This is a genomic window from Acidovorax sp. KNOB132 (assembly GCF_057541515.1).
Genome location: NZ_BAAJYT010000014.1, coordinates 1 through 25,753 on the forward strand (window position 1 = coordinate 1; position 25,753 = coordinate 25,753).

The 25,753-nt window shown below is 67.0% G+C and carries 24 protein-coding genes; 4 read left to right on the forward strand and 20 right to left on the reverse strand.

Features of this window, described 5'->3' with window-relative positions; genetic code table 11:
* From AC27IO_RS04135 to AC27IO_RS04160, 6 genes are all read right to left on the reverse strand, one after another.
* On the reverse strand, window positions 1-494 hold a 494-nt coding region (locus tag AC27IO_RS04135; RefSeq protein ID WP_498737445.1), incomplete at its 3' end, for an amino acid ABC transporter ATP-binding protein.
* A 23-nt stretch (window positions 495-517) separates the two neighbouring features.
* The gene (locus AC27IO_RS04140) at window positions 518-1,210 is read right to left on the reverse strand and encodes an amino acid ABC transporter permease (RefSeq protein ID WP_272565133.1); all 693 of its coding nucleotides are present in this window, start codon (window positions 1,208-1,210) and stop codon (window positions 518-520) included.
* Window position 1,211: 1 nt separating this feature from the next.
* Window positions 1,212-1,943 carry an amino acid ABC transporter permease gene (locus tag AC27IO_RS04145; protein ID WP_272565134.1) on the reverse strand — a complete coding sequence of 244 codons (732 nt, stop codon included), beginning with the start codon at window positions 1,941-1,943 and terminating at the stop codon, window positions 1,212-1,214.
* 122 nt (window positions 1,944-2,065) lie between these two features.
* Window positions 2,066-2,968 carry an amino acid ABC transporter substrate-binding protein gene (locus tag AC27IO_RS04150; protein WP_487088993.1) on the reverse strand — a complete coding sequence of 301 codons (903 nt, stop codon included), beginning with the start codon at window positions 2,966-2,968 and terminating at the stop codon, window positions 2,066-2,068.
* 123 nt (window positions 2,969-3,091) lie between these two features.
* On the reverse strand, window positions 3,092-3,979 hold the full coding sequence (locus AC27IO_RS04155) for an amino acid ABC transporter substrate-binding protein (RefSeq protein ID WP_284429741.1): 888 nt from the start codon (window positions 3,977-3,979) through the stop codon (window positions 3,092-3,094).
* Window positions 3,980-4,164: 185 nt separating this feature from the next.
* The gene (locus AC27IO_RS04160; RefSeq protein ID WP_272565137.1) at window positions 4,165-5,103 is read right to left on the reverse strand and encodes a LysR substrate-binding domain-containing protein; all 939 of its coding nucleotides are present in this window, start codon (window positions 5,101-5,103) and stop codon (window positions 4,165-4,167) included.
* Between the two features lie 198 nt (window positions 5,104-5,301).
* Between AC27IO_RS04160 and AC27IO_RS04165 the strand changes: the two genes are divergently transcribed.
* The 3 genes from AC27IO_RS04165 to AC27IO_RS04175 are packed head-to-tail and all read left to right on the forward strand — an operon-like array spanning window position 5,302 to window position 8,237.
* Window positions 5,302-5,859 (forward strand): TRAP transporter small permease, encoded by a 558-nt coding sequence (locus tag AC27IO_RS04165; protein WP_498737449.1) that lies wholly within the window; start codon window positions 5,302-5,304, stop codon window positions 5,857-5,859.
* Complete coding sequence (locus AC27IO_RS04170; protein ID WP_284429739.1) at window positions 5,856-7,154, forward strand: TRAP transporter large permease; 1,299 nt, start codon at window positions 5,856-5,858, stop codon at window positions 7,152-7,154. Before AC27IO_RS04165 ends, AC27IO_RS04170 begins: the two co-directional genes overlap by 4 nt.
* 51 nt (window positions 7,155-7,205) lie before the next feature.
* On the forward strand, window positions 7,206-8,237 hold the full coding sequence (locus AC27IO_RS04175) for a DctP family TRAP transporter solute-binding subunit (RefSeq protein ID WP_272565140.1): 1,032 nt from the start codon (window positions 7,206-7,208) through the stop codon (window positions 8,235-8,237).
* Between the two features lie 58 nt (window positions 8,238-8,295).
* On the opposite strand, the gene AC27IO_RS04180 is transcribed toward AC27IO_RS04175, so the two are convergent.
* Entirely contained in the window at window positions 8,296-10,125 is a 1,830-nt protein-coding gene (locus AC27IO_RS04180) for an ABCB family ABC transporter ATP-binding protein/permease (protein ID WP_498737451.1), read from the reverse strand.
* 41 nt (window positions 10,126-10,166) lie between these two features.
* Between AC27IO_RS04180 and AC27IO_RS04185 the strand changes: the two genes are divergently transcribed.
* Complete coding sequence (locus tag AC27IO_RS04185) at window positions 10,167-10,604, forward strand: acyl-CoA thioesterase (protein ID WP_498737453.1); 438 nt, start codon at window positions 10,167-10,169, stop codon at window positions 10,602-10,604.
* 115 nt (window positions 10,605-10,719) lie between these two features.
* On the opposite strand, the gene AC27IO_RS04190 is transcribed toward AC27IO_RS04185, so the two are convergent.
* The 13 genes from AC27IO_RS04190 to AC27IO_RS04250 form a co-directional block, all read right to left on the reverse strand.
* Entirely contained in the window at window positions 10,720-11,304 is a 585-nt protein-coding gene (locus tag AC27IO_RS04190; RefSeq protein WP_284429736.1) for a bactofilin family protein, read from the reverse strand.
* A 150-nt stretch (window positions 11,305-11,454) separates the two neighbouring features.
* On the reverse strand, window positions 11,455-11,943 hold the full coding sequence (locus tag AC27IO_RS04195; RefSeq protein WP_284398167.1) for a thioesterase family protein: 489 nt from the start codon (window positions 11,941-11,943) through the stop codon (window positions 11,455-11,457).
* 18 nt (window positions 11,944-11,961) lie between these two features.
* Window positions 11,962-12,858 carry a tripartite tricarboxylate transporter substrate-binding protein gene (locus AC27IO_RS04200; protein WP_498737456.1) on the reverse strand — a complete coding sequence of 299 codons (897 nt, stop codon included), beginning with the start codon at window positions 12,856-12,858 and terminating at the stop codon, window positions 11,962-11,964.
* A gap of 264 nt (window positions 12,859-13,122) precedes the next feature.
* On the reverse strand, window positions 13,123-13,902 hold the full coding sequence (locus AC27IO_RS04205; protein WP_498737458.1) for an enoyl-CoA hydratase: 780 nt from the start codon (window positions 13,900-13,902) through the stop codon (window positions 13,123-13,125).
* A gap of 62 nt (window positions 13,903-13,964) precedes the next feature.
* On the reverse strand, window positions 13,965-14,792 hold the full coding sequence (locus tag AC27IO_RS04210) for an acyl-CoA thioesterase (RefSeq protein WP_317353127.1): 828 nt from the start codon (window positions 14,790-14,792) through the stop codon (window positions 13,965-13,967).
* 94 nt (window positions 14,793-14,886) lie between these two features.
* Complete coding sequence (locus tag AC27IO_RS04215; RefSeq protein ID WP_317353130.1) at window positions 14,887-16,086, reverse strand: acetyl-CoA C-acyltransferase; 1,200 nt, start codon at window positions 16,084-16,086, stop codon at window positions 14,887-14,889.
* 53 nt (window positions 16,087-16,139) lie between these two features.
* Window positions 16,140-16,658, reverse strand: coding sequence for a DUF4442 domain-containing protein (locus tag AC27IO_RS04220; RefSeq protein ID WP_272565149.1), 519 nt, complete (start codon window positions 16,656-16,658; stop codon window positions 16,140-16,142).
* Window positions 16,659-16,677: 19 nt separating this feature from the next.
* Window positions 16,678-19,119 (reverse strand): 3-hydroxyacyl-CoA dehydrogenase/enoyl-CoA hydratase family protein, encoded by a 2,442-nt coding sequence (locus AC27IO_RS04225; RefSeq protein ID WP_498737461.1) that lies wholly within the window; start codon window positions 19,117-19,119, stop codon window positions 16,678-16,680.
* 21 nt (window positions 19,120-19,140) lie between these two features.
* The gene (locus tag AC27IO_RS04230) at window positions 19,141-19,575 is read right to left on the reverse strand and encodes a DUF2147 domain-containing protein (protein ID WP_284429730.1); all 435 of its coding nucleotides are present in this window, start codon (window positions 19,573-19,575) and stop codon (window positions 19,141-19,143) included.
* A gap of 47 nt (window positions 19,576-19,622) precedes the next feature.
* A complete protein-coding gene (locus tag AC27IO_RS04235; protein ID WP_498737463.1) occupies window positions 19,623-21,482 on the reverse strand; it encodes an acyl-CoA dehydrogenase in 1,860 nt (619 codons plus the stop codon).
* 84 nt (window positions 21,483-21,566) lie between these two features.
* Window positions 21,567-22,037 carry a PaaI family thioesterase gene (locus AC27IO_RS04240; RefSeq protein WP_284428682.1) on the reverse strand — a complete coding sequence of 157 codons (471 nt, stop codon included), beginning with the start codon at window positions 22,035-22,037 and terminating at the stop codon, window positions 21,567-21,569.
* A 17-nt stretch (window positions 22,038-22,054) separates the two neighbouring features.
* A complete protein-coding gene (locus AC27IO_RS04245; protein ID WP_284428683.1) occupies window positions 22,055-23,230 on the reverse strand; it encodes an acetyl-CoA C-acyltransferase in 1,176 nt (391 codons plus the stop codon).
* Between the two features lie 49 nt (window positions 23,231-23,279).
* Window positions 23,280-25,379 (reverse strand): 3-hydroxyacyl-CoA dehydrogenase NAD-binding domain-containing protein, encoded by a 2,100-nt coding sequence (locus AC27IO_RS04250; protein WP_498737466.1) that lies wholly within the window; start codon window positions 25,377-25,379, stop codon window positions 23,280-23,282.
* Between the last annotated feature and the right edge of the window lie 374 nt (window positions 25,380-25,753).

The following is a 25,753-nucleotide window of genomic DNA, read 5'->3' on the forward strand; positions in this document are numbered from 1 at the left end:
GAGGTGGGTTCGTCGAACAGCATCACGATGGGGTCCATCGACAGCGCACGAGCAATCGCCACGCGCTGCTGCTGGCCGCCCGACAGCTGGCCGGGGAACTTGTCCTTGTGCGCCGACAGGCCCACGCGGTCCAGCATCTTGAGGCCGCGCTTCTTGGCCTCGTCCGCGCCGCGGCCCAGCACCTTGATCTGCGCGATCGTCAGGTTGTCGGTCACCGACAGGTGGGGAAACAGTTCGAAGTGCTGGAACACCATGCCCACGCGGCTGCGCAGCTTGGGCAGGTTGGTCTTGGGATCGTGCACGGCGATGCCGTCCACGAAGATCTCGCCCTTCTGGAAGGGCTCGAGCGCGTTGATGGTCTTGATCAGCGTGGACTTGCCGGAGCCCGAAGGGCCGCACACCACCACGACTTCGCCCTTCTGGATGGAAGTGGAGCAGTCGGTCAGCACCTGGAAGCTGCCGTACCACTTCGAGACATTCTTCATTTCAATCATTGCTATTTCCTCACTCTTTCCGCTCAGCGGATGATGGCGATTTTCCGGTGCAGGCGCTTGACGACCCAGGACAGTGCGAAGCACATCGCGAAGTACACGACGGCTGCCAGCAGGTAGGCCTCGATCGGCCGCCCGTAGTTCTTGCCCGCCGTCTCGAAGCCCTTGAGCATGTCGTAGGCGCCGATGGCGTAGACCAGCGAAGTGTCCTGGAACAGGATGATGGTCTGCGTGAGCAGCACGGGCAGCATGTTGCGGAACGCCTGCGGCAGGATCACGAGCTTCATGTTCTGGCCGTAGGTCATCCCGAGCGCCTGGCCCGCGAACACCTGTCCGCGGGAGATCGACTGGATGCCGGCCCGCATGATCTCGCTGAAGTACGCGGCCTCGAAGGCGATGAAGGTGATGATGGCCGACAGCTCCGAGCGGTAGCTCGTGCCGATTCCGCCGGGCAGGGCCGCGTAGAACGAGGCCGGCACCAGCAGGAAGAACCACAGGATCACCATCACCAGCGGGATGCTGCGCATGCCGTTGACGTAGAACGTGGCCGGCGCGTCCAGCCACTTCTTGCCCGACAGGCGCATCAGCGCCAGCACGGTGCCCAGCAGGATGCCGCCGACCGTGGCGATCAGCGTCAGCATGATGCTGAAGTAAAAGCCCTTGACGACGAACTTGCTGATGATGTCCCAGCTGTAGAAGGAAAGGTCGAGATTCATCATGTCAGTGGCCTCCCCCCGTGCCGCCGGACACGATCAGGCCGGGAACGCGCGTGCGCTTTTCGATGAAGGCCATGATGCGGTTGATGGCGAAGGCCGAGATCACGTACAGGCCCGTCACGGCCAGGTAGATTTCGATGCCGCGCGAGGTCTCTTCCTGCGCCTGCATCGCGAACATCGTCAGTTCGGCCACCGACACGGCGAAGGCCACGGACGAGTTCTTGAAGATGTTCATCGTCTCGCTCGTGAGCGGCGGAATGATGATGCGAAATGCCATCGGCAGCAGCACGTAGCGGTAGTACTGCACGGTGGTGAAGCCCATGGCCATGCCCGCGTAGCGCTGGCCGCGCGGCAGGGCCTGGATGCCTGCCCTCACCTGTTCGGCGATCCGCGCCGAAGTGAAGAAGCCCAGCGCCAGCACCACGAGGATGAAGCCCGAGACGCCCTTGAGCACCGGGAAGATCGCCGGCAGCACGTGGTACCACAGAAAAATCTGCACCAGCAGCGGAATGTTGCGGAACAGCTCGACCCAGGCATTGCCGAAGCCGACCAGCACCTTGTTGTCGGGCAGCGTGCGCAGCGTCCCGACGATCGATCCCATCACCAGCGCGATGACCAGGGCCAGCAGGGCCACCGACACCGTCCAGCCCCAGGCAGAGAGCATCCACTGGAGGTAGGTCGGGTATTCACCCCCTGGGTCCTGCAGGAAGACTTGCCAATCCCAATTTGATCCCATGGGAAATCCTTCTCAAATCTCGTTGTCTTCAAACTTGGCGCCCCATCCCGGGCATCCCTGCCGGGGAAACAAACAAACGCCCACCGTCAGGTGGGCGTTTGCCGCATGCGAGCGCCGGGCGCTCAGTCCTTGGTGGCGTACTCTTCCATGGGCTTGTCGTTGGGGTTCGCCCAGGCAGCCTTCGTCGCTTCGCTCACCGGCAGGCCGATCTTCACGTTGTTCGGAGGCACGGGCTGCAGGAACCACTTGTCGTACAGCTTGGCCATGTCGCCGGACTTGATCTGCGCCTTGATGCTGTCGTCCACGGCCTTCTTGAAGGCGGGGTCGTCCTTGCGGATCATGATCGCGATGGGTTCCACGCTCAGCACTTCGCCGACGATCTTGAAATCGTTGGGGCTCTTGGACTTGGCGATGTTGGAAGCCAGGATCGAGCCGTCCATGATGAAGGCGTCGGCGCGGCCGGATTCCAGCAGCAGGAAGCTGTCGGAATGGTCCTTGCCGAACACTTCCTTGAACGTCAGGCCTTCGGCGCGCTTGTTCTTGCGCAGCGTCTGCACCGAGGTGGTGCCCGTGGTGGTGGCGATGTTCTTGCCGTTCAGGTCCTTGATGCCGGTGATGCCCGAATCGGCCTTGACGGCGATGCGCACTTCTTCGACATAGGTCGTGACCGCGAAGGCGACGTCCTTCTGGCGGGCCGCGTTGTTGGTGGTGGAGCCGCACTCGATGTCCACGGTGCCGTTTTGCACCAGGGGGATGCGGTTTTGCGACGTGACGGGCTGGTACTTGACGTCCAGCTTGGCCAGGCCGAGCTGCTTTTGCACGTCGGCGATCACCTTGGCGCACACGTCGTAGTGGAAGCCCGTGTACTTGCCGTCACCCAGGGTGTACGACAGGCCGGAGGATTCGCGCACACCTTCGGTGATCGTGCCGGAGGCCTTGATCTTGGCCAGCGTGTCATTGGCTTGCGCGAATGCGCTCCCTGCAGCCAGGGCGGTGATGGCGACTGCCAGCAAATGCTTCTTCATCAGGATCTCCTTAGAACTTACGGATACAACGGAAACAATCATTCTAGATATTGGCACGGAGTGGAATTCGCCACCATGCCGAATACCCGGAACATCGGGTCAGCGCAGCTAAAAAAACGGCGCTCAAAACGGAACCTGATCGGTGGGATAGCGCCAGAAATCCCGCAAGAGATAGCTCACCGGAAGGTTGAGCGCGCGGTTGGACGGCGGTATGGGCTGGGCGAACCACTTGTCGTAGATGGGATAGATCTCGCGGCTGGTGATCAGCCGGCGCATCTCGTCGTCCACCACCTTCTTGAACGCAGGGTCGTTCTTGGGCAGCATGATCGCCAGGGGCTCGGTGGTGATGAACTTGCCGACCACCTTCAAGGCGGCCGGATTGGGGCGGTTGGACGCCAGGCCGTAGAGCAGCACGTCGTCCATCGCGAAGGCATCGGCCTCGCCCTTTTCCACCATCTCGACGGCCCGGGCGTGGTCCGGGGCTTCGACGATGTTGATCTGCAGGAGCCGCTCGCGGTTGATCTGCTGGACCGCCTTCAAGGGCGTGGTGCCCTTGGTGGACACGAGCTTCTTGCCGCTGAGGTCTTCGATGCGGTCCACGTTGCTCTGGGCCGGCACCAGCAGGCGGGCGCCGGTGATGAAGTGGGGCACGGTGAACGCCACGACCTGGCGGCGTTCGGCATTGTTGGTGGTGGAGCCGCACTCCATGTCGGCGCGGCCTTTCTCGATGGTCTCCATGCGGTTGGCCGAGGTGACCGGCACGAATTCCACTTCCATGTCCTTGCGGCCGGTCTTCTTGCGTACGACCTCGGCGATCCGCTGGCACAGTTCCACCGCATAGCCCAAGGGCTTGCCGGCGTCCACATAGGAAAAGGGCACCGAGGATTCCCGGTAGGCCAGCACCAGCTTGCCGCCGGCGGTGACCCGCTCCAGTACCCCCTGCGCGGAGACAGCCATGCCCCAGCACAAGGCGGCAACGCCCCATACGGCCTTCCAATGGAATGTTTTCATGGCTTGTCTCAAAGTTCGTAAGTTCTAACCTGAGCAAACACCGTGCCAGGCCGGGCGTCTCTGTTGGGCGAAGGCTTGTGCACTTCGCTCCGGACGCCGGGACGGAATGTACGTCCCGTCACACGGTCTTTCCAATGCCAAATGCACGGTGGAATATGCATTTGACACATAACCTGACCCTGCGGTCAAAGGGGCTTGTCCGTACTGTGGGCCTGCAGGTAGGTCCACAACGACTGGGCGATGCCCTTGGAGGGTTCCTTGCCGGACGGCTTTTCGCGGTAGGCCCGCACTTCCATCGCCATCTGCAGGTCCTCCACACCCGGGGGCGCCGCACTGACCAGGCGGCGCGAGCGCAGTTCCTTCTTGACTGCGCTGTGCGGCAGGAAGGCCACCCCGTGCCCCTCGACCGCCATCGCTTTCAGTCCCTCGGCCATGTCGGTTTCATAGACGCGGTCCAGGTGGATGGCCGTGCCCGACTGCTTGAGGATCAAATCCGTCACGCGGCCCAGATAGGCCCCGGGTGCATACCCCAGGTAGGGCAGCGGCTCGCCCGCGCGGCCCGGCAGGCTGAACAGCGGCTGGCCGTCGGCATTGGCGCGCGAATAGGGCGAGAGGATTTCCTGGCCCAGGGTCACCATTTCATAGCGGTCGGCGTCGAGCTGGAAGGGCTGCGAGGGATGGTGGTAGGCGATCAGCAGGTCGCACCCCCCCTCCACCAGGCGCAGCACGGCATCGTGCACGTTGAGCGCGATGAGGCGGCTCTTGACCGGCCCGAAACGCTCGCGCAGGCTCGACAGCCAGGCAGGAAAGAACGTGAAGGCCAGCGTGTGCGGCACTGCGAACTCGATCATGTCCTTGCCGGCGCTGGTGTGGGCCCGCAGCATGGCGCGGGTGTTCTGCATGGCCTGCAGCATCTCCAGCGCTTCCTCGTAGAGCGTCTTGCCCGCGGGCGTGAGCCGGGTCGGGTAGGAGCTGCGGTCCACCAGATCGGTGCCGGCCCAGGCCTCCAGCGCCTGGATGCGGCGCGAGAACGCCGGCTGGGTCACGTGGCGCAATTGCGCTGAACGGCTGAAGCTGCGCGTTTCCGCGAGGCTGACGAAATCCTCGAGCCACTTGGTTTCCATGGCGCGCATTATCGGGGGCCGCGCGTGCCTGCGGCGCAAGGCCCCTTGGGGAAACCCTGCACCGGGCCCTGCCACGTTTGCTTGCAAAATGGCTTCGGCGCTCCGAGCGCCGCCCCGTCCGGGCCCCTGGCGCACAAGGCCGGCGGGCAGAGTGACCCGCATCGCCACGTTGTCCGTTCTCTCGACCCTCTGCCTCCCATGTCCTCACTTCCCCCGTCCGGGCCCGCGCCCCACGACGCGGCACGGCCTGCCGCACCGCCCGACGACGCTCCCCGCTCCCTGCGCATCGAAGACTGGCTCACCGTCATCGTGATGGCGGCGCTGGCCCTCATCACCTTCGCCAATGTGCTGGTGCGCTACTTCACCAACTCCTCCTTCGCCTGGACCGAGGAGATCTCGGTCTTCCTCATGATCGTCCTGGCGCTGGTGGCGGGCTCCGCCGCGGTCGCGCGCGACCAGCACATCCGCATCGAATGGTTCGCCGAGGGCGGCTCGGCCGCGCGCCGTCACGTGCTGGCCCGCTTCGGTGCACTGATGGTGGCGCTGCTGTTCGGCGCGATCGCCGTGCTGAGCGTGCGGGTGGTGTGGGACGACTACCGCTTCGGCGAGACCTCCCCCGGCATCGGCGTGCCGCAGTGGTGGTACTCGGTGTGGCTGCCGCTGCTGTCCGCACTGATCACCTGGCGGGCGGTGGGGCTGTTCATCCGCCGGGGCCGCACGGCCTCCCCGGCGGGCCGGCAGGACACCTCCGCATGATCGCGACCCTGCTGTTCGTGGCGTTCCTTGCCATGATGTTCGTGGGCGTGCCCATCGGCGCCGCGCTGGGGCTGGCGGGGGTGGCGGCCATTGCCCTGGCCAATGCCGACAGCCAATGGTTCGGCCTGCTGGCCGTGCCTCAGAACTTCTATGCCGGCCTGGGCAAGTACCCGCTGCTGGCCATTCCCATGTTCGTGCTCGTGGGCTCGATCTTCGACCGCTCCGGCGTGGCGCTTCGGCTCGTGAACTTCGCCGTGGCCATCGTGGGCCGCGGCCCGGGCATGCTGCCCCTGGTGGCCATCGCCGTGGCGATGTTCCTGGGCGGCATCTCCGGCTCGGGCCCGGCCAATGCGGCCGCGGTGGGTGGCGTGATGATCGCGGCCATGTCGCGGGCGGGCTATCCGGGCTCGTTCTCCGCCAGCGTGGTGGGCGCCGCGGCGGCCACCGACATCCTGATCCCGCCCTCCGTCGCGTTCATCATCTATTCGGTGCTGGTGCCGGGCGCCTCCGTGCCCGCGCTGTTCGCGGCCGGCATGATTCCCGGCGTGCTCGCCGGCATCGCGCTCATCGTGCCCGCGGTTTGGCTGGCCCGCCGGCACAAGATGGGCGCGCTCGAATCCTCCATGCCACGCCCGCCGTTCTGGCGCAGCCTGCGCGAGGCCTCCTGGGGCCTGGCCGCGCCGGTGCTGATCCTGGGCGGCATGCGGGCGGGTTGGTTCACCCCCACCGAGGCGGCTGTGGTGGCGGTGTTCTACGGCCTGTTCGTGGGCATGTGCATCCACCGGACCATCCGGGTGCGCGACCTGTTTCCCATCCTGCGCGAGGCGGGCGAGCTCTCGGCCGTGATCCTGCTGGTGGTGTCGCTGGCCGGAATCTTCGCGTTCTCGCTGTCCACGCTGGGCGTGATCGATCCGGTAGCCAAGGCCATCGTGAACTCAGGCCTGGGCGAATACGGCGTGATGGCGCTGCTGATCCTGCTGCTCATCACGGTGGGCATGTTCCTCGACGGCATCTCGATCTTCCTGATCTTCGTGCCGCTGCTGCTGCCCATCATGCAGCACTACCAGTGGGACCCGGTGTGGTTCGGCGTCATCCTCACGCTCAAGGTCGCCCTGGGCCAGTTCACGCCGCCGCTGGCCGTGAACCTCATGGTGTCGTGCCGCATCGCCGGCGTGCGCATGGAGTCCACCGTGCGCTGGGTGGGGCCGATGCTGCTGGCGATGTTCATCGTCATGGTGCTGGTCATTGCCTTCCCGCAACTGGCGCTGTGGCTGCCCGCCCGCCTGGGCTACTGACCCCATCGACCCCACCGCCCCCTTTTCACCGAGAACCAGGAGACTGAAACCATGAAACTGCGCACCTTCCTCACCAGCGCCGTCGCTGCCGCCGCCGCACTGGCCTTCGCCACGCCGGCCCTGGCGCAAAACTACAAGAGCGAATACCGCATGTCGCTGGTGCTGGGCACCGCCTTCCCCTGGGGCAAGGGCGGCGAACTGTGGGCCAGCAAGGTCCGCGAACGCACGCAGGGCCGCATCAACATCAAGCTGTACCCCGGCGTTTCGCTGATCCAGGGCGACCAGACGCGCGAGTTCAGCGCGCTGCGCCAGGGCGTGATCGACATGGCCGTGGGCTCCACCATCAACTGGTCGCCCCAGGTCAAGCCGCTCAACCTGTTCTCGCTGCCCTTCCTGTTTCCAGACTACGCCGCCGTGGATGCGGTGACGCAAGGCGAGGTGGGCAAGAGCATCTTCCAGACGCTGGACAAGGCCGGCGTGGTGCCGCTGGCCTGGGGCGAGAACGGCTACCGTGAAATCTCCAACTCCAAGCGCCCCATCAAGAGCCCCGAGGACCTCAAGGGCCTGAAGATCCGCGTGGTCGGCTCGCCGCTGTTCCTGGACACCTTCTCCGCACTGGGCGCCAACCCCACCCAGATGAGCTGGGCCGACGCCCAGCCCGCCATGGCCAGCAGCGCCGTGGACGGGCAGGAGAACCCGGTGTCGGTCTACATGGCCGCCAAGCTCTACACCGTGGCGCAGAAATACATGACCCTGTGGGGCTACATGAACGACCCGCTGATCTTCGTGGTCAACAAGGACATCTGGAATTCCTGGACGCCCGCCGACCGCGAAATCGTCAAGCAGGCCGCCATCGACGCCGGCAAGGAACAGATCGCCATCGCGCGCAAGGGCATGGTCGAGGCCGACAAGCCCCTGCTCAAGGAAATCGCCAGCCACGGGGTGACGGTGACCCAGCTCAGCCCCGCCGAACGCACCGCCTTCGCCAAGGCCACGCGCCCGGTGTTCGACAAGTGGAAGGGCCAGATCGGCGCGGACCTGGTGGACCAGGCCGAGAAGGCGATCGCCGCGCGCAAGCCCTGAAGGGCCGGGTCGGCCTGCGGACCGGCACCCGCGCACCAGGGCGCGTTGCGGCGCCCCGTCAGCCGGCCTCTCCGCTTTGCTGCAGCGCCCACATGCTGGCGTAGCGGCCGCCCTGCTCCAGGAGCGCGGCATGGGTGCCGCGCTCGATGATGCGGCCGGCTTCCATCACCAGAATCTCGTGCGCATCCACCACCGTGGAGAGGCGGTGCGCGATCACCAGGGCCGTCTTGTTGCGCGCCGCGCTTTTCAGCTCGGCCTGAATGGCCCGCTCATTGGCCGAATCGAGCGCGGAGGTGGCTTCGTCGAAGATCAGGATCGGCGGGTTCTTCAGCAGCGTGCGGGCAATCGCCACCCGCTGCTTCTCGCCGCCCGAGAGCTTGAGGCCGCGCTCGCCCACCTGCGTGGCGTAACCCAGCGGCGTGGCGGCGATGAAGCCGTGGATGCGCGCGGCCTGGGCGGCGGCTTCCACGGCATCCTGGCCCGCGCCCGGGTGGCCGTAGGCGATGTTGTAGGCGATGGTGTCGTTGAACAGCACGGTGTCCTGCGGCACGATGCCGATGGCGCGCCGCAGGCTGTCCTGTGTCACGGCCCGGATGTCCTGCCCGGCCACCGTGATGCGGCCCGACTGGATGTCGTAGAAGCGAAAGAGCAAACGCGCCAGCGTGGACTTGCCCGAGCCCGAGGGCCCCACCACCGCCACCGTCTTGCCGGCGGGAATCTCGAAGCTGATGCCGTGCAGGATGGGCCGCGCGCTGCCCGCACGGCTTTCGTAGGCAAAGTGCACGTCTTCAAAGCGCACGGCCGGGTGCTCCAGGTGGACCAGCGGCTGGGCGCCGGGCGCATCGGCCACCTCGCGCTCCTTGTCCATCAGGGTGAACATCTTGTCGAGATCGGTCAGGCTCTGCTTGATCTCGCGGTAGATCACGCCCAGAAAGTTGAGCGGGATGTAGAGCTGGATCATGAAGGCGTTCACCATGACCAGATCGCCCAGCGTCATGCGGCCATCGGCCACGCCTTGCGCGGCGCGCCACAGCATGGCCACCAGGCCGGTGGCGATGATGAGCTGCTGCCCGGTGTTCAGCAGCGACAGCGAGGTCTGGCTCTTGAGGCGCGCATGGCGCAGCCGCTGCAGGCTTTCGTCGTAGCGCTGGGCTTCGAACGCCTCGTTGTTGAAGTACTTGACGGTCTCGTAGTTCAGCAGCGAGTCCACCGCCTTCGCGTGCGCGGCCGAGTCGAACTCGTTGGCCTGCCGGCGGAATTTCGTGCGCCATTCGGTCAGCAGCACGGTGAACGCGATGTACAGGCCCAGGGCGCCCAGCGTGATCCAGGCGAACCACGCGTCGAACTTGACGGCCAGCACGGAGAGCACCAGGAACACCTCGATCAGGGTGGCGCCGATGTTGAACAGCGTGAACGAGATCAGCGATTCGATGCCGCGCACGCCGCGTTCGATGTCACGCGTCATGCCGCCCGTCTGCCGCTCCAGGTGAAAGCGCAGGCTCAAGGCATGCAGGTGCTCGAACGTCTGCAGCGCGATGCTGCGGGCGGCGCCCTGCGTGGCCTTGGCGAAGACCAGTTCCCGCAGTTCGGTCAGGATGGAGGTGGACAGGCGCAGCCCGCCATAGGCCAGCAGCAAGGCGATGGGCACGACCACCACCGCGGCAGGGTCGCCCGGGGCGATCGACATAGCATCGATCAACTGCTTGAGCAGCAATGGCACGCCGACGTTGGTCACCTTGGCCCCCACGACGAAGACCAGCGCCGCGATCACCCGCCACTTGTATTGCCAGAGATAGGGAACGAGCCGGCCGAGCGTGGCCCAGTCGGTGCGGGAGCCGGCGCCGGAGCGCGAGGCGAGAGGGGGTGGGGATTCGCCGTGGGGGCGCATGAAGGACAATTCCGGTTGTTGTTTTTACCGAGATTGTGCCCATGACCGCCCTTACCAGCGCTGCGTTGACCGAATTGCCCACCGACAAGGAGCTGGTGCTCAAGGTGATTCCGATGCCGGCCGACTGCAACGCCAACGGCGACATCTTCGGCGGCTGGGTCATGGCCCAGGTCGACCTGGCGGGATCGGTGCTGCCGGCGCGCTACGTGCAGGGCCGCATGGCCACCGTGGCGGTGAACGAATTTGTGTTCAAGCAGCCCGTTCGCGTGGGGGACATCCTGTCGTTCTTCTCGGCAGTCACGCGCACTGGACGCACCTCGGTCACGGTGGAGGTCGAGGTGTATGCAGAGCGCTTTTCAGCGCAGGGCCGGTATGTGAAGGTCACGGAAGCAAGGCTGACCTATGTGGCCATCGATGCCGCAGGCAGGCCCCGCCCGCTGCCGGCCACCGCTGTGCCCGAAGGTGGCGCGGCAGGCTGAGAACGTGGAGTAAAACCCCGGCGCGAGACGCCTGGCCTGCCACGGGCCGTACGTGGCAGGTCGGTGACGTGCGCTCTCGGCGCACGCCGGGGTGGGTCGCAATGCCCGCCGAGGCTCAGGCCGCGGCGAGTGCAGGCGCTTCGTTGCGTGCGTTGGCGGTGTTGTTGTTCACCGCATTGGCACGGGGAGCGGGGCCCGACGTGCCGGCAAAGATTTCGCCGGCCAGCTGGCCGCCCTCTTCGATCACCACCTTGCCGTAGCGGATCTTGCCGGTCACCTTGCCGGTGCTGTAGATCACGAGCTTTTCGCGCACGGTGAGCGTGCCGTCGAACTCGCCGTGGATCTCGGCGATGTCGATTTCGGCGGAGCCCCGGAAGGCGCCCTGCTCAGCGATGTGGATCACGCGGGAGTCCATCGTGGCCTCCACCGTGCCTTCGACCACGAGCGTGTCGCAATCGGTGATCTCCACCCCTTTGAGCTTGATGTTCGGGCCCACCGTCAGCTTGCTGCCCACGCCGTCGGAAACGGCACTGCCAGGCGCCGTGCCGGTGGATACCGGCTTGGCGGAAGAAGGGGCCGTGGTCGTGGCACTGTTGCCACCGGGCACCACGGTGGTCGCACCACCGAGGACGGAAGAAGGCTGGCGAGGCTGGAATGCGTCGGGTTCACGCTTGCCGAAGAAGGGGTTTTGCACGGCCATCAGATCTCCTTGAAAAAGAGCCATGCTAGAAGCGACGTTCCGCGAAAACTCCCCGCGTTACGCAAGAACGGTAACCAAACCATTCGATCGTTGCATGCACTTGCATGCTTTGCAGCGACATACATCGCCGCGATCGCGCGCAGGCTGAGGCTACGAAACGATGTAGGCCGCAGCGCCTGCCGACATCAGGGTGCCATCGGGGCCGAAAAACTCCATGCGCGTGCTGGCCACGCGGGAGCCCAGCCGCAGCACTTCGGCCCGCAGGGTGAAGTGGCTCCCGATGCCTGGCCGCAGATAGTCGATGCGCAGGTCGATGGTGCCCAGCTTGCCGAAGCGGTGCAGGCGCTGCGCGGGCGGCTCGTCCATGTGGCGGGCGCCGATGGCCGCCATCACGGCGAGCCCCCCCATGGCATCCAGCCCCGCGCTGATGACGCCGCCGTGCACGCGGTTGTAGGCGTAGTGCCCCACCAGCTCGGGCTTCATCTCGATGCGCGCCTCGACATGTGCGGCTCCCAGGTGCGTCACCTTGAGACCGAGCAATTGGTTGAAGACGATGCGCTGCTCGAAGATGTCCTTCAAACCATCGATGAACTCGGCCTCGAACGGAGAGGGCTGGGCGGAATCAGGGGGTGGAGTCATCGAGGAAGGGGCAGGGGTTCAGGGCTGAAAGCCCGAATGGCGGACCACCGGCGCCCATTGCGCCTTGTAGGCCGTCAGCATTTTGGCGGTCTGGTCGCGCGAGCTGACCACGGGCACCATGTCGGCCGCCACGAAGCGGGCCTGCAGGGCCGGGTCCGCCATGACCTGGGTCACCGTGTCGGCGATGCGCCGGGCCCGGGCCGGCGGCAGCCACGCAGGCGCATAGAGCACGTTCCACCCGAGGGCGGACAGGCCCAGCCCCGCCTCCTTGAAGGTGGGCACCGTCGGCAGCGTGGGAGACCGCTGATCGCCCGACACCGCCAGAATGCGCAGTTTGCCGGCCTTGTGCAGGGGCTCCAGCGCATCCAGTGTGTCCACGGCGATGGGCACGTGGCCGCCCATCAGATCGTTGAGCAGCGGCGCGGAACCCCGATACCCCACGACGGGCAGTTGCAGGGAGAGCTTCTCGGCCAGCATCAGGGCAAAGAAATGCGGCAGACTGCCGGTGGCCGGCACGCCGGCGGCCAGCTTGTCCTGATTGGCCAGCATCCAGGCGTGCAGGTGGGCGAACTCCTTGACCGGCACGGCCGTGGACACGGCCAGGCCGAACTGGTAGCTCGTGATCTGGGACAGGGCCACATAGTCCTTGTCGGGGTCGTAGCCGTTGTCCTTGAAGACCAGCGGCGCCACCAGCATGGTGGCCGGGTTGGCCAGCACGACCTGGTTCTGGCCGGAGCTGTCGCGGTGCAACTGCTGGACGGCCAGCCGCCCCCCCGCGCCCACGCGGTTTTCCACCACCACCGGCACCGCCAGCCGGGGCCCGAGGGCATCGGACAGCAGGCGCGCGGCCCGGTCGGATGCTCCACCGGCTGCATACGGCACCACGATCTTGAGGATGCCCCCTTCCAGCGGCACGGGCGCCGAAGCGGTCGTCCCCTGAGCCAGGGCCGACGTCCCCAGGGCCCCGCAGGCAAGCGATGCGCCCCATTGCACAAAGGCGCGGCGCGACGGCGCACGGGGAGCAGCGAATGGCGATGGTGGTTTGGCAGCAGTCATGGCACGGTCCGGCAGGGGGTTGATGGATGAGCAGCAATGTACTGCCAGATTCATGCCACCGGCATCTATCGTTATGCCCGGTTTCCAGGCAAACGCCAGGCCCACGCCCCCCCGCAGATGCGGTCACACCGCGCTGAAATCCGGCCGGCGTTTCTCGACGAAAGCGCTGAACGCCTCGCGTGCAGCAGGCTCCTGCAGCATGCGGCCGAAGCTCGCGCCTTCCTCGGCCATGCGCTCCAGCACCGCGGCCGTCTGGCCCTGCTTCATGAGGCGCTTGGTCTCGATGAGCGCGGAAAGCGGCTTGGCCGCCAGCTTGCGCGCCTGGGTCTGGGCCACCATGTTGCACTCGGTGGGCGGCACCACGCGGTTGACCAACCCCACCTCCAGCGCCGCCTCGGCCAGGAAGGGCTCGCCCAGCAGCAGCGCCTCGGCCGCGCGGTGGTAGCCCATCATCTGAGGCACGAGCAGGCTGGACGCGGCCTCCGGGCACAGCCCCAGGTTGACGAACGGCATGGAGAACGCGGCGTTGTCACCCGCATAGACCAGATCGCAGTGAAAGAGCATGGTGGTGCCGATGCCCACGGCCGGGCCGCAGACCGCAGCCACCACCGGTTTCGGGAACGTGGCGATGCCGCGCAGGAAGCGGAACACCGGCGAGTCCTGCGTGGAGGGCGGCTTGTTCAGGAAGTCGCCGATGTCGTTGCCGGCGCTGAAAATGGCCACATCGCCCTGCAGCACGACCACGCGCACCGCGCCGTCGGCCGCGGCGGACTCCAGCGCATCCGCCAGCGCGGCGTACATCGCGGTGGTGATGGAGTTCTTTTTCTCCACGCGGTTGAAGGTGATGGTGGCCACGCCGGATTCGGTGTGAACGAGGATGTCCTGGGTCGGGGTATCGGTCATGGGAAAGCTCCTGCCATGGAAGGTCGTGGGCGGGGAAAGCGAACGGGGCGCCAGGGGGCGCCTCATTCCTTGTAATAAACGATCTGGTGGCTGCTGGCCAGCATAGTGCCGGCATCGTTCCACAACTGGGCCGTCTGGTCGAAAAAGCCGTTGCGGAATTCTTGCGCACGCGCTTGGCCCAGCAAAAATCCGGTGCCCGTGGCGGCCAGCTGCTCCCGCCCCGCGTGGAAATACACCGTGAGGGACACCGTGCCTGCCGGCACCCGGTGCGCACGGCGCAGCCAGACCCGCGGAAAGAACACATCGGCCAGCGCCGCCAGCGCGCAGAAGTCGAGCGGGCGGGCGGGCGCATCGCGCATCCACAGCTGCGAGAGGCTGCTGTCGCCGTTGCCGTCCCAGCGCTGCGGCAAGGCCCCGGCCACCGGCCGCAGGTCGTAGCGGTCGAGCCAGGCCACGCCCAGCCCTTTGGCCAGCGGCTCCAGGGTGTCGGGGCCGGGCGCTGTCGGCATGGGGGTGTCGGCCAGGCTCCAGGTTTCGCGGCGGGCGGCGGTCACGGCGGTGCCCGTGGTGGTCGTGACCCACTCGCCGTCGGCGCCGGGCTGCACGATGGACAGCGTCCAGTGCTGCGTGGACCGGTTGGTGCGCACCGGCGTGGCCTGCACCGTGAAGGGGCCCTGCGCCACCGCACCGGCGTAATTGACGGTGAGCGACAGCGGCTCACCCAGGCGGTCGGGGTGCTGCAGCACGGCCTGCAGCAGCACCGCGGCCGTCGCGCCGCCGAAAGGGCCGACCATGTTCCAGTAGGCGGGCGTGGTCCGGCCGGTGTACCGGTGGGCGCCGGCCGGCTCCAGGGCCAGCGCGTCGTCCAGGGGATGGAGATCGAGGGTCATGGTGTGCGAGTGTGCCGTGATTGCTTTCTCCGTCCCGTCGTGCCGGCGACTGCCTGAACCCCGGAATGCCGGGGCGCGCAATGCGCCCCCGACCTCAGACGCGCTCGAAAATGCCCGCAGCGCCCTGCCCCATGCCCACGCACATGGTCACCATGCCGTACTTGAGGTTCTTGCGGCGCAGCGCATGCACCACCGTGGCGGCGCGGATGGCGCCCGTGGCGCCCAGCGGGTGGCCCAGGGCGATGGCGCCGCCCATGGGATTGACCTTGGAAGGGTCCAGGCCCAGTTGGCGCACGACCGCCAGCGACTGCGCGGCGAAGGCTTCGTTCAGCTCGAACCAGTCGATGTCTTCGTGCTTGAGGCCCGCATAGCGCAGCGCGGCCGGAATGGCCTCGATGGGGCCGATGCCCATGATGCTGGGCGGCACGCCCTTGCTGGCGAAGCTCACGAAGCGGGCCAACGGCGTGAGGCCGAAACGCTTCACGGCTGCCTCGCTCGCCAGGATCAGCGCGCCCGCGCCGTCGCTGGTCTGCGAGCTGTTGCCGGCGGTGACGGAGCCCCGCGCGGCGAACACCGTCTTGAGCTTGGCCAGGCCTTCCAGGCTGGTGTCGGGCCGTGCGCCCTCGTCCAGCGCCACGGTGCGGGTCTTGGCGATGCTCTCGCCCGTCTCCAGGTCCGCCGTGCGGTCGGTCACCTCGATGGGCGTGATCTCGTCGGTGAACTCGCCGGCCTGCTGCGCGGCCAGCGCCTTCTGGTGCGACTGCAGCGCGAAGGCGTCCTGGTCCTCGCGCGACACCTTCCACTGCTGCGCCACCTTCTCGGCCGTGAGGCCCATGCCGTAGGCGATGCCCACGTCGCCGTCCTTGGCGAAGATGCTGGGCGACAGCGAGGGCGTGTTGCCCATCATGGGCACCATGCTCATGCTTTCCACGCCGGCGGCGATCATCACGTCGGCCTCGCCCACGCGGATGCGGTCGGCCGCCATCTGCACGGCCGACAGGCCCGAGGCGCAGAAGCGGTTCACGGTGATGCCGCCCACGCTGGTGGGCAGCCCCGCCAGCACCGCGCCGATGCGCGCCACGTTCAGCCCCTGGGCGCCTTCCGGAATCGCGCAGCCGCAGATGATGTCTTCGATGGAAGCCGGGTCCAGCCCGGGCACCTGGGCCAGGGCCGCCTTGAGGGTGGTCGCCAGCAGATCGTCGGGGCGGGTGTTGCGGAAGAAGCCGCGGTGCGACTTGCCGATGGGCGTGCGCGTGGCGGCGACGATGTAGGCGTCCTGCATTTGTTTTGCCATGGAGAAGGCTCCTTCAATCGATCAATCGATCGGTCAGTCAATCAGTCAGTCAGTTACTTGGCGGGGCGGCTGGACGGAATCCAGGCCCACGTGAATTCGCATTCCACCGGCTCGATGCCGGCCTCGTCCGTCACGGTGACCTGCACCTGCATCTCGCCCTTGTCGCTGTCCTGCATGGCCTGGCGCTGCGCGTCGGTCAGCACCGCCACCGCGCGCAAGGCGCCCGTGGCGCGCTTGCGAAAGGCCATCTTCAGGTCCTTGGCCAGCGGCAGGCAGTCGTCGCGCACGTTCAACCCCATCGCCATACCCGTGGCCGTCTCGGCCAGCAGGTTCATGGCCGAGGCGTGGATGCTGCCGACGTGATTGCGCACGCGGTGCTCGTTGGGCAGGCGCACTTCCACGCGGTTCGGCGACATCTCGATGAACTCCACCCGCGCCGTGCGGGTGAACGGCACGGCGCGGCGCAGCACCAGGTTGCGCACCCAGGGGCGCAGGAACTTCGGGAACTCGTCCACCTGTTCCAGCTGGAGCTGCATGCGGTTGGGCGGGAATGCGCCGGTGGAGGTCGTCATGCGGTCGTCCGATGGCACATCAGTTGCGCAGGGGCTTGCCGGTGTTCAGCATGCCCAGGATGCGCTCCTGCGTCTTGGGGTGCTGGATGAGCGCGCAGAAAGCCTTGCGCTCCAGCGCCATCAGGTATTCCTCGCTCACCAGCGTGCCGGCATCCACGTCGCCGCCGCACACGATCTCGGCGATCAGGGTGGCGATGTGCTGGTCGTGGTCGCTGATGAAGCCGCCGTCGCGCATGTTCACCAGCGAGCCGCGGATGGTGGCGATGCCGCTGCGACCGGCCACGGGGAACAGGCGCTTGTTAGGGGCGCGCCAACCGCTGGCCGCCATCGCCTTGGCTTCGTTCAAGGCGACGAACAGCACCTCGTCCTTGTGCGGCACGACGATGTCGCTGTCCAGCAGGTAGCCGAGCTTCTTCGATTCCAGCGCGCTGGTGCCCACCTTGGCCATGGCCGCGGCGGTGAAGCCTTCGGTCAGGAAGGGCAGGATGTCCTTGCCCGTGGAGGCCGCGGCGTTCTCGGCCGCACAGCGCGCGATGTAGGTCAGGCCGCCAGCGCCCGGCACCAGGCCCACGCCCACTTCGACGAGGCCGATGTAGCTTTCCATGTGCGCCACGCGGCGGGCCGAATACACGGCCAGCTCGCAGCCGCCACCCAGTGCCATGCCGTGGATGGCGGACACCACCGGCACCTGCGCGTAGCGCAGGCGCAGCATGAGGTTCTGCAGCTCCTGCTCGACGCTCTCGATGGCCGAGATGCCGGCCACGACGAAGGCCGGCATGGTGGCGGCCAGATCGGCGCCCACGCTGAACGGCGCGTCGCCGGACCAGATCACCAGGCCGTCGTATTCGCGCTCGGCGATGTCGATGGCTTCGACGAGCCCCTCCATCACGTCGGGGCTGATCGCATGCATCTTGCTCTGGATGCTGGCGATCAGGATCCGGCGACCGGAGGAGCCTCCATCCTTGTCCAGCGTCCAGGTGCGCAGCGCATCGGACTCGGACACCGTGGTGCCGGCCGTGCGCCAGTCGGGCAGCGCCTCGCCCAGCAGCTTCTCGGGGAAGTGCTGGCGCTCGTACACGGGCAGCTGGCGGCGCGGGACGAACTTGGCACGCGAAGCGCTCCACGATCCTTCGGCCGTGTGCACGCCGCCGGCCTCGGCCACCGGGCCCTTGAACACCCAGTCGGGCAGCGGCGCCTTGCTGAGCGCCTTGCCGGCGTCGATGTCCTCCTGGATCATCTTCGCCACCTCCACCCAGCCGGCTTCCTGCCACAGCTCGAAGGGGCCCTGCTTCATGCCGAAGCCCCAGCGCATGGCCTGGTCCACGTCGCGCGCGTTGTCGGCGATGGTGCCCAGATGCACGGCGGCGTAATGGAAGCTGTTGCGCAGGATGGCCCAGAGGAAGCGGCCCTGCGCCCCCTCGGCATGGCGCAGGAGCTTCAGGCGCTCGCCGGCAGGCTTCTTCAGCATGCGGGCATACACCTCGTCGGCCTTCTGGCCACCCGGCACGTACTCGCCGCTTTCCAGGTCGAAGCGCAGGATGTCGCGGCCCACCTTCTTGTAGAAGCCCGCCTTGGCCTTCTGGCCCAGGTTCTTCATCTCGATGAGTTTGTTCAGCACCTCGGGCGTGCCGAAGCTGCCGTAGAACGGATCAAACTGCGCAGCCCCTTTGGTAGCGTCTTCGCTCAGGTTGTCCTGCAGCGTCTTGATGACGTGGGCCATGGTGTCCAGGCCCACCACGTCGGCGGTGCGGAAGGTGCCGCTGCTGGCGCGGCCCAGTTTCTTGCCCGTGAGGTCGTCCACCACGTCGTAGGTCAGTCCGAAGTTCTCCACTTCCTTCATCGTCGCCAGCATGCCGGCGATGCCGACGCGATTGGCGATGAAGTTGGGCGTGTCGTGCGCGCGCACCACGCCCTTGCCGAGGCCGCTGGTCACGAAGGCTTCCAGCTGGTCGAGCACCTCGGGCCGGGTCGTCGGCGTGTCGATCAGTTCCACCAGCGTCATGTAGCGCGGCGGGTTGAAGAAGTGGATGCCGCAAAAGCGCGGCTTGATGGCGTCGGGCAGCGCCTCGCTCAGGCGCGTGATCGACAGGCCGGAGGTGTTCGAGGCCACGATGGCGCCGGGTGCGACGAAGGGCGCGATCTTCTTGTAGAGATCGAGCTTCCAGTCCATGCGCTCGGCGATCGCCTCGATGATGAGATCGCACCCGCGCAGCTGCTCCAGGTGCTCTTCATAATTGGCCTGGCCGATCAGCGCGGCGTCTTCCGCCACGCCCAGCGGCGCGGGCTTGAGCTTCTTGAGCCCCTCGATGGCCTTGGTGACGATGCCGTTCTTCGGGCCTTCCTTGGCGGGCAGGTCGAACAGGACGACCGGCACCTTCACGTTGGCGAGGTGGGCGGCGATCTGCGCACCCATCACGCCCGCGCCGAGCACGGCGACTTTCTTCACTTGGAATCGGGACATGGTTGGTTTCTTTGGAATGGGTTACTGCATGCGCTGCCAGACCTGCGTGCGCCAGAACGGGCCAAGGTAGCCGCGCACCTCCAGCTTGGCGCCGCCGTCAATGGGCGTGAAGCTGGCGCGGTATTCCTTGCCGTTTTCGGGATCGAGGATCTTGCCGCCCTCCCACACGTCCTTGCCTTCGGCCTTCTTGCCGCCCCGGATGATCTCCAGGCCGGCGATGGGCTGGCCCTTGCGGTCGTCCTGGCATTCGACGCAGACCGCATCGGCGGGCGTGTCCTTCTTCAGCGACTTCTCGATGCGCCCGGTGAGCGCGCCGCCCGTTTCGGCGATGCGGATCTCGGCCTTGGCCTCGCCCGTCTTGTCGTCGATGCTGCGCCACCCGCCCACGGGCGACATCTGGGCCCACGCGGGGGCGGCCATGGCCACACACAACATCGTTGCTAGCGCTTTATTCATAACGGCTCCAGTGCAAAAAAAGGCGGGGAAGGGGGCGGCCGGTGCGGTCAGGCCAACGCGGCGTCGGTGTCCATCAGCGGCTTGGCGCCGGCACGCGCGGTGCGCATCAGCGTGGCCGTTTCGGGGAACAGCTTGGCGAAGTAAAAACGCGCCGTCTGCAGCTTGGCGACATAGAACGGGTCGGTGTTGCCGTTGGCGATCTCGCGCAGCGCCACCTGGGCCATGCGGGCGAACAGGTAGCCGAACACCAGGTGGCCGGCCACGCGCAGGTAGTCCACGGCGGCGGCGCCCACTTCGTCGGGGTTCTGGAAGCCCTTGAAGCCGATCTCGGTGGTGAACTTGGTCATCTGCTCGCCCAGGTAGGCGATGGGGTTGATGAACTCGGCCATCTTCTCGTTCACGCCCTCTTCCTGCACCAGCTGGCCCACCAGCTTGCCGAACTTCTTGAGCGTGGCGCCGTTGTTGCCCAGCACCTTGCGGCCCAGCAGGTCCAGCGCCTGGATGCCGTGCGTGCCCTCGTGGATCATGTTCAGGCGGTTGTCACGCCAGTACTGCTCCACGGGAAAGTCGCGCGTGTAGCCATAGCCGCCGTGGATCTGGATGGCGAGCGAATTGGCCTCCAGGCACCACTCGCTGGGCCAGCTCTTGGCAATCGGCGTCAGCACCTCCAGCAGCAGCCGCGCCTCGTCGGCGTCGGGCGAGGTGCCGGTGTGCTGTTCGTCCACCAGGCGCGCGCAGTACAGGTTGAGCGCCAGCGCGCCCTCGCCGTAGCTCTTTTGCGCCAGCAGCATGCGCTTGATGTCGGCATGCTCGATCAGGCGCACCTGGGGGGCGCTCGCGTCCTTGCCGGCCTTGCCCAGCAGCCGGCCCTGCGGCCGGTTCTTCGCGTAGTCCAGGCTGGCGTGGTAGCCGGCCAGGCCCAGCATGGTCGCGGCCATGCCGATGGCGATGCGCGCCTCGTTCATCATGTGGAACATGCACTTCAGGCCTTCGCCCGGCTGCCCCACCAGGTAGCCGATGGCGCCCGCGCGCCCCTCGACGGGGTGGCGCCCCTCGCCGAAGTTGAGCAGCGTGTTCGTCGTGCCGCGCCAGCCCAGCTTGTGGTTGAGCCCCGCCAGCGCCACGTCGTTGCGCACGCCGGTGAGCTGGCCCTGCGCATCGACAAGCCGCTTGGGCACGATGAACAGCGAGATGCCGCGCGTGCCCGGCACCAGCTTGCCATCCGGCCCGGGGATCTTGGCCAGCACCAGGTGCACGATGTTTTCGGTCAGCTCGTGGTCGCCGGAGGAGATCCACATCTTGTTGCCGGTCAGGCGGTAGCGCGGGCCCAGCGGGTCCTGCCGCCAGGCATCGCCGCCGCCATCGCCGTCCGCGTCCGGCACGGCGCGCGTGGCCACGTCCGAGAGCGACGAGCCTGCCTGCGGCTCCGACAGGCACATGGTGCCGGCCCAGCGGCCGTTGAATTCGTTGTGCGCGAACACCTGCTGCTGCGCCGGCGTGCCGTGCGCCATCAGCAGGTTGGCATTGCCCGAGGTGAGCAGGTTGGAGCCGATGCTGGCCGACGCCGCGGCGAAGAAGCTGTTGGCCGCCGCCTCCACCGTGTAGGGCAGCTGCATGCCGCCCAGCTCGTAATCCTGCGCGGCGCCCAGCAGGCCTGACTCGGCATAGGCGCGGCGCGCCTCGTGCGTGGCCTGCGGCAGGATCACCTTCTCGCCGTCGAAACGCGGCTCCTCGGTGTCCACCAGGCGGTTGAACGGGGCGTACTTTTCGCGGGCGATGCGCTCGCAGGTGTCCAGCACCGCATCGAAGGTTTCGCGCGAATGGTCGGCAAAGCGCTCGCGCGCCTGCAGCGCGGGAGCGTCCAGCCAGTCGTAGAGCAAGAAATCAACCGTGGTGCGCAGGCTCATGATGGGGCATCGAATAAGGCTTCACCGCAATGAATGCGGCGGCATACAGCTACAAAAATAATAGCAAACAACCACCACCGGCGTTCAGCCGGGCGAAGCCGGTGGCGAAGGCGCGGCATGCGATGGCAGGGCCACGATGGTGCCCTGGGCGATGGCGCAGAGCTTTTCCACCCCGCCCTGCACCGCGAACACGTCGCAGCGGCAGACCGCCTGCGACGCCCCGGCATGCACGGCCTGGGCGCGCGCCACCAGGCGCTCGCCCACGGCGGGCCGCACGTAGTTGATCTTGAACTCCGAGGTGACCACCGGCACCCGCAGCGCCGAGCCGCCCGCGTAGGTGAGCGCGTTGTCGGCCAGGTAGCTCACCGCCCCGCCGTGCACGAAGCCGTGCTGCTGGCGGATCTGCTCGGTGATGGGGAGGTGCAGTTCGCACGCGCCCGGGGCGAACGCGTGCAGTTCGGCGCCCAGCAGCACGCTGAAGGGCTGCGCCGCCAGCACCTCGCGGCCCATGGCCAGAAAGGCCTCGGGCGGTACGGTGACGGGTGGCGCGGCCATGGGCGTGCCCCTTGCGGTTACAGCACTTCGAAGATGCCGGCCGCGCCCATGCCGCCGCCGATGCACATGGTCACCGCCACGCGCTTGGCGCCGCGGCGCTTGCCTTCGATGAGCGCATGGCCCGTGAGGCGCTGGCCGCTCACGCCGTAGGGGTGGCCCAGGGCGATGGCGCCGCCGTTCACGTTCAGGCGGTCGGCGGGAATGCCCAGCTTGTCGCGGCAGTACAGCACCTGCACGGCGAAGGCCTCGTTCAGCTCCCACAGGTCGATGTCGTTCACCGTGAGGCCCAGCTTCTTGAGCACCTTGGGCACGGCGAACACGGGGCCGATGCCCATCTCGTCGGGCTCGCAGCCCGCCACCGCGAAGCCCAGGAAGCGGCCCAGGGGCTTCAGGCCCTTGCGGCTGGCGTAGTCCTCGCTCACCAGCACGCAGGCGCCGGCACCGTCCGAGAACTGGCTGGCATTGCCGGCCGAGATCACGCCGCCGGGCATGGCCGGGCGGATGCCGCTGATGCCTTCCTTGGTGGTGCCTTCGCGCGTGCCTTCGTCCTTGCTGACTGTGACTTGCTGGGTGATGAGGCCGCGCACCTTGTCGGCCACGCCGGCCGTCACGGTGATGGGAGCGATCTCGTCGTCGAACAAGCCCGCGGCCTGCGCGGCGCAGGCCTTTTGCTGGCTGGCGGCGCCGTATTCGTCCATGGCGTCGCGGCCGATGCCGTAGCGCTTGGCGACCTGCTCGGCGGTCTCCAGCATGCTCCAGTAGATCTCGGGCTTGGCCTTGGCCAGGGCCAGGTCGCGCAGCATGTGCAGGTTCATCTCCTGCTGCACGCAGGAGATGCTCTCCACGCCGCCGGCCACGTACACGTCGGCCTCGCCGGCGATGATGCGCTGCGCCGCCAGGGCGATGGTCTGCAGGCCCGACGAGCAAAAGCGGTTCACCGTCACGCCCGACACGCTGACCGGCAGGCCGGCGCGCAGCGCGATCTGGCGTGCGATGTTGGCGCCCGTGGCGCCCTCGGGGTTGGCGCAACCCATGATGACGTCTTCCACTTCCGCGCCGTCGATGCCGGCGCGCGCAATGGCGTGCTGCACGGCATGGCCGCCCAGCGTGGCGCCGTGGGTCATGTTGAACGAGCCCTTCCAGCTCTTGGCGAGCGGCGTGCGGGCGGTGGAAACGATCACTGCGGAGGTCATGTGCAATTCCTTGGGATTCGGGGGGACACGTGCGGTGCGGTCGGTCGGGTCAGGAGAAGGCCTTGCCTTCCGCGGCGAGCCGGGCCAGCAGCGGCGCGGGCTCCCAGAACTTCGCGTCGTCCAGCGGGTTCTGCGCGAAGCGCTTCATGGCCTGCACCACGTTGAACAGGCCGACCTCGTTGGCGTAGTGCATGGGGCCGCCGCGGTGGATCGGAAAGCCGTAGCCGGTGAGGTACACCATGTCGATGTCGCCCGACTTGCCGGCGATGCCGTCCTCCAGGATGTGCGCGCCTTCGTTCACCAGCGAGAACACCAGGCGCTGCACGATCTCTTCGTCCGAGATCTTGCGCGGCGTGATGCCCAGGGCCTTGCGGTGGTCTTCGATCATGCGGTTGACCACCTCGCTCGGGATCGCATCGCGCTTGCCGGCCTGGTAGTCGTACCAACCCGCGCCGGTCTTCTGGCCGTAGCGGCCCATCTCGCACAGCAGGTCGGCCGTCTTGCTGTACTTCATGTCCGGCTTTTCCTGGTAGCGGCGCTTGCGGATCGCCCAGCCGATGTCGTTGCCGGCCAGGTCGCCCATGCGGAACGGGCCCATGGCGAAGCCGAACTTCTCCACCGCCTTGTCCACCTGCTGCGGCGTGGCGCCTTCCTCGATCAAAAAGCCCGCCTGGCGGCTGTACTGCTCGATCATGCGGTTGCCGATGAAGCCGTCGCACACGCCCGAGACCACGGCGGTCTTCTTGATCTTCTTGGCCAGGGCCATCACCGTGGCCAGCACGTCCTTGGCGGTGGCCTGGCCGCGCACCACTTCCAGCAGCTTCATCACGTTGGCGGGGCTGAAGAAGTGCATGCCCACCACGTCCTGCGGGCGCTTCGTGAAGCCGGCGATCTTGTCCACATCCAGCGTGGAGGTGTTGGAGGCCAGGATCGCGCCGGGCTTGGCCACGGCATCGAGCTGCTTGAACACGGCCTCCTTCACGCCCAGTTCTTCGAACACCGCTTCGATGATGAGGTCGGCGTCCTTGAGGTCGGCGTAGTCCAGCGTGGTGGCGAGCAGGCCCATGCGCTGCTGGTACTTGTCTTCCTTGAGCTTGCCCTTCTTGACCTGCGACTCGTAGTTCTTCTTGATCGTGGCGATGCCGCGATCCATTGCCTCCTGCTTGGTCTCCAGAATCGTCACGGGAATGCCCGCGTTCAGAAAGTTCATGGCGATGCCGCCGCCCATGGTGCCCGCGCCGATCACGCCGACCTTCTGGATGTCGCGCTTCGGGGTGCTGGAGGGCACGTCGGCGATCTTGCTTGCGGCACGCTCGGCCATGAACAGGTGGCGCAGCGCGCGGGACTCGGGCGTCCACATCAGGTTGATGAACAGCTCCCGCTCGTAGGCGATGCCATCGGCGAACTTGCGCTTGGTGGCGGCCTCGACGGCGTCCACGCACTTGGCGGGCGCCGGGAAGTTCTTGGCCATGCCCTTGACCATGTTGCGCGCGAACTGAAAGTACGCATCGCCCTCGGGGTGCTTGCACGGCAGGTTGCGCACCAGCGGCAGCGGACGCACGTCGGCAACGCTTTTGGCGAAGGCCAGTGCCTCGGCAGCCAGCGCCTCGGGCGAGGCCACCAGCTTGTCGAACAGCTTCTGGCCGGGGATGGAGCCGATCAGTTCGCTCTTGACCGTCTCGCCGCTCACGATAATGTTGAGCGCGGCCTCCACGCCCAGCACGCGCGGCAGGCGCTGCGTGCCGCCGGCGCCGGGCAGCAGGCCCAGCTTGACCTCGGGCAGCGCCACGCTGCAGCCCGGCGCGGCGATGCGGTAGTGGCACCCCAGCGCCAGCTCCAGCCCGCCGCCCATGCACACCGAATGGATGGCCGCCACCACGGGCTTGGCCGAGTTCTCAACCGCCAGGATCACCGATTGCAGGTTGGGCTCCTGCAGCGCCTTGTCGGTGCCGAACTCCTTGATGTCGGCCCCGCCGGAGAACGCCCCACCGGCGCCCGTGATGACGATGGCGCGGACGGCCGCGTCGGCGTTGGCACGCGCCAGCCCGTCGGCCACGCCCTGGCGGGTGGCATGGCCCAGGCCATTGACGGGGGGGTTGTCGAGCGTGATCACGGCCACATCGCCGTGGACTTGGTACTCAGCGGTCATGCGCTTGTTCCTCGGGTTTGAAAAGACAACGCTGCGGGCCTTGGCGGCTCTTTAGCGAACGATCGTGCTTTTCCATTCTAGGGGCCTTGTGTCCCCGTCAGGTATCCACCGGTGTCCCAGAGCGGACACCCGATCGAGAGCTCCCCGCCGGCAACGAGGCCGCAGCGCAGGTCGGGTTGAGGACGCGACTCCTGTCCGATGACAACGAGCGCTGCCGATGGCGCTGGCATGCGCCGCCACTGCAGTTCTGTCCACCCATCCGCCACCCACGGCCGCATTCCTCCTTGCCTGCGGCGAACGCGCCTCAAAGCGGTATTGGAAACCTGAGATTTAGCACTGAACGGCTTGCATTGGAGCGAACACAATATTGATAC

Excerpts from the sequence above, each read along its gene's own strand:
- AC27IO_RS04140 (WP_272565133.1), bottom strand. The coding sequence starts at position 1,210 with ATGATGAATCTCGACCTTTCCTTCTACAGCTGGGACATCATCAGCAAG.
- AC27IO_RS04145 (WP_272565134.1), bottom strand. The coding sequence starts at position 1,943 with ATGGGATCAAATTGGGATTGGCAAGTCTTCCTGCAGGACCCAGGGGGT.
- AC27IO_RS04150 (WP_487088993.1), bottom strand. The coding sequence starts at position 2,968 with ATGAAGAAGCATTTGCTGGCAGTCGCCATCACCGCCCTGGCTGCAGGG.
- AC27IO_RS04155 (WP_284429741.1), bottom strand. The coding sequence starts at position 3,979 with ATGAAAACATTCCATTGGAAGGCCGTATGGGGCGTTGCCGCCTTGTGC.
- AC27IO_RS04160 (WP_272565137.1), bottom strand. The coding sequence starts at position 5,103 with ATGGAAACCAAGTGGCTCGAGGATTTCGTCAGCCTCGCGGAAACGCGC.
- AC27IO_RS04165 (WP_498737449.1), top strand. The coding sequence starts at position 5,302 with ATGTCCTCACTTCCCCCGTCCGGGCCCGCGCCCCACGACGCGGCACGG.
- AC27IO_RS04170 (WP_284429739.1), top strand. The coding sequence starts at position 5,856 with ATGATCGCGACCCTGCTGTTCGTGGCGTTCCTTGCCATGATGTTCGTG.
- AC27IO_RS04175 (WP_272565140.1), top strand. The coding sequence starts at position 7,206 with ATGAAACTGCGCACCTTCCTCACCAGCGCCGTCGCTGCCGCCGCCGCA.
- AC27IO_RS04180 (WP_498737451.1), bottom strand. The coding sequence starts at position 10,125 with ATGCGCCCCCACGGCGAATCCCCACCCCCTCTCGCCTCGCGCTCCGGC.
- AC27IO_RS04185 (WP_498737453.1), top strand. The coding sequence starts at position 10,167 with ATGACCGCCCTTACCAGCGCTGCGTTGACCGAATTGCCCACCGACAAG.
- AC27IO_RS04190 (WP_284429736.1), bottom strand. The coding sequence starts at position 11,304 with ATGGCCGTGCAAAACCCCTTCTTCGGCAAGCGTGAACCCGACGCATTC.
- AC27IO_RS04195 (WP_284398167.1), bottom strand. The coding sequence starts at position 11,943 with ATGACTCCACCCCCTGATTCCGCCCAGCCCTCTCCGTTCGAGGCCGAG.
- AC27IO_RS04205 (WP_498737458.1), bottom strand. The coding sequence starts at position 13,902 with ATGACCGATACCCCGACCCAGGACATCCTCGTTCACACCGAATCCGGC.
- AC27IO_RS04210 (WP_317353127.1), bottom strand. The coding sequence starts at position 14,792 with ATGACCCTCGATCTCCATCCCCTGGACGACGCGCTGGCCCTGGAGCCG.
- AC27IO_RS04215 (WP_317353130.1), bottom strand. The coding sequence starts at position 16,086 with ATGGCAAAACAAATGCAGGACGCCTACATCGTCGCCGCCACGCGCACG.
- AC27IO_RS04220 (WP_272565149.1), bottom strand. The coding sequence starts at position 16,658 with ATGACGACCTCCACCGGCGCATTCCCGCCCAACCGCATGCAGCTCCAG.
- AC27IO_RS04225 (WP_498737461.1), bottom strand. The coding sequence starts at position 19,119 with ATGTCCCGATTCCAAGTGAAGAAAGTCGCCGTGCTCGGCGCGGGCGTG.
- AC27IO_RS04230 (WP_284429730.1), bottom strand. The coding sequence starts at position 19,575 with ATGAATAAAGCGCTAGCAACGATGTTGTGTGTGGCCATGGCCGCCCCC.
- AC27IO_RS04235 (WP_498737463.1), bottom strand. The coding sequence starts at position 21,482 with ATGAGCCTGCGCACCACGGTTGATTTCTTGCTCTACGACTGGCTGGAC.
- AC27IO_RS04240 (WP_284428682.1), bottom strand. The coding sequence starts at position 22,037 with ATGGCCGCGCCACCCGTCACCGTACCGCCCGAGGCCTTTCTGGCCATG.
- AC27IO_RS04245 (WP_284428683.1), bottom strand. The coding sequence starts at position 23,230 with ATGACCTCCGCAGTGATCGTTTCCACCGCCCGCACGCCGCTCGCCAAG.
- AC27IO_RS04250 (WP_498737466.1), bottom strand. The coding sequence starts at position 25,379 with ATGACCGCTGAGTACCAAGTCCACGGCGATGTGGCCGTGATCACGCTC.